Genomic DNA, 2085 nt, shown 5'->3' with positions numbered 1-2085 from the left:
AAGTTTCTCGCGACCACCCGGCCAGGGTGTTGGCGACAGCATCCACGCTAAGCTGTGGCTGCTCGATAATTTTGGCTGCGCCCGCTTTTTCCAGCGGTAGCGCATTCCAGTATTGCTGGCGGTCTTTATGTTGAAACGGCACAAACAACGCCGGTAGTCCTGCCGCGGCGATTTCACTCACCGTTAAAGCACCGGAGCGGCAAACGACGACATCCGCCCACGCATACGCCGCCGCCATATCATCAATAAATTCCGTCACTTTATGCTGCGGTTGCCCCGCTTCGGCATACGCCTGTTCAACGGATTGTTGCGAACCTTTACCGCTCTGATGCCAGATAGTGACTGAATCACCCAGTTTCGCAGCAACCTGCGGCATTGTCTGGTTAAGAATGCGTGCGCCCTGGGAACCACCCACTACCAGCACACGAACCGGACCTTCACGTCCAGCCAAACGTTGCTGCGGCAACGGCAGCGCCAGCACATCGGTACGCACCGGGTTACCCACCACTTCCGCATTAGGGAAAGCGCCTGGAAACGCCTGCATCACTTTGGTGGCAATCTTCGCCAGCCATTTATTGGTTAAGCCCGCAATACCGTTTTGTTCATGAAGTACAACCGGAATGCCTAACGACCACGCGGCCAGACCACCTGGACCTGATACATAGCCGCCCATACCGAGTACCACGTCAGGTTTGTACGCTTTCATAATCGCCCGCGCCTGACGCCAGGCGTTGAAGATACGCAGCGGCGCAGCTATCAGTGCTTTTATACCTTTTCCACGCAGACCAGAGATACGAATGAAATCAATTTCGATGCCATGTTTTGGCACTAAGTCCGCTTCCATACGGTCGGCAGTCCCCAGCCAGCGAACTTGCCAACCCTGAGCCATTAGATGGTGCGCAACCGCCAGTCCCGGGAATACATGTCCACCGGTTCCGCCTGCCATCACCATTAATCGCTTTCCTTGACCACTCATCGTGAACCTCGTACAAACGCCTGCGCTTTCTCCAGACGCGTTTCATAATCAATACGCAACAGCATCATGATGGCTGTCGACATAATCAGTAAGCTCGAACCACCGTAACTGATCAGCGGCAATGTCAGACCTTTGGTCGGTAACATCCCCGCCGCCGCGCCTACGTTAACCAGCGCCTGGAAGCTAAACCAGATGCCAATAGAACAGGCGAGAAAACCGGAAAAACGGTGGTCAATTTCTAACGCTTTGCGGCCAATCGACATCGCGCGAAAAGCGACGAAGAATACCATTAAAAGTGCCAGCACCACACCGACATACCCCAGTTCTTCGCCGATAATGGCGAAAATAAAGTCAGTGTGCGCTTCCGGCAGATACTCCAGTTTTTGTACCGAGTTACCTAAACCTTGTCCCCAAAGTTCGCCGCGACCAAACGCCATCAGCGATTGCGTTAACTGATAGCCGCTGCCAAAGGGATCTTCCCACGGGTTCCAGAATGCGGTAACACGGCGGATACGGTACGGTTCGGCGAGTATCAGCAACACAACCGCTGAAATGCCCATACCGATAATGGCAATGAACTGCCACAATTTCGCTCCCGCCAGGAACAACATCGCCAGCGTAGTCACAAACAACACCACCACCGTACCAAGGTCTGGCTGTGCCAGCAGTAACACTGCCAACACCAGAATCACGCCCATCGGTTTCAGGAAGCCGCGCAGGTTATTACGTACTTCGTCGCCTTTACGCACCAGATAGTTGGCGATATAACAAAACAGCGACAGTTTTGTCAGCTCCGCAGGTTGAATACGCAGCAAACCGAGATCGATCCAACGCGATGCCCCTTTAACAGAGCTACCCACTACCAGCACGATCATCAGCAGGATGATAGATCCGAGCAGCATCGTGGCACTGTAGCGTTGCCAGAACTCCATCGGCAGACGCAGCGTAATGATCGCCAGAATAAACGCCAAAATCAGATAGACGCCATCACGCTTCGCGAAGAAGAACGGATCGTTGGTTAAGCGTTGCCCTATGGGCATTGACGCCGAGGTCACCATGATAAAGCCAATCGCCGCAAGGCCGAAGGTCAGCCACAGTAAGGTGCGATC

The 2085-nt window shown here is 53.9% G+C and carries 1 protein-coding gene and 1 pseudogene (1 of these 2 only partly in view); both read right to left on the bottom strand.

Translation table 11 applies throughout. The features are described from left to right. Nucleotides 1-976, bottom strand: a pseudogene (murG, locus tag QZF50_RS18355) (undecaprenyldiphospho-muramoylpentapeptide beta-N-acetylglucosaminyltransferase) (it extends 78 nt beyond the left edge of the window). Beyond that, nucleotides 973-2085, bottom strand: a 1113-nt coding sequence (gene ftsW, locus QZF50_RS18350; RefSeq protein WP_290388938.1) for a cell division protein FtsW, incomplete at its 5' end; no start/stop codon positions are given. The gene ftsW and the pseudogene murG, both read right to left, overlap by 4 nt.

Source organism: uncultured Escherichia sp., assembly GCF_948475835.1.
Classification (GTDB): domain Bacteria; phylum Pseudomonadota; class Gammaproteobacteria; order Enterobacterales; family Enterobacteriaceae; genus ECMA0423.
This window is presented reverse-complemented; position numbering and strand designations above follow the sequence as displayed.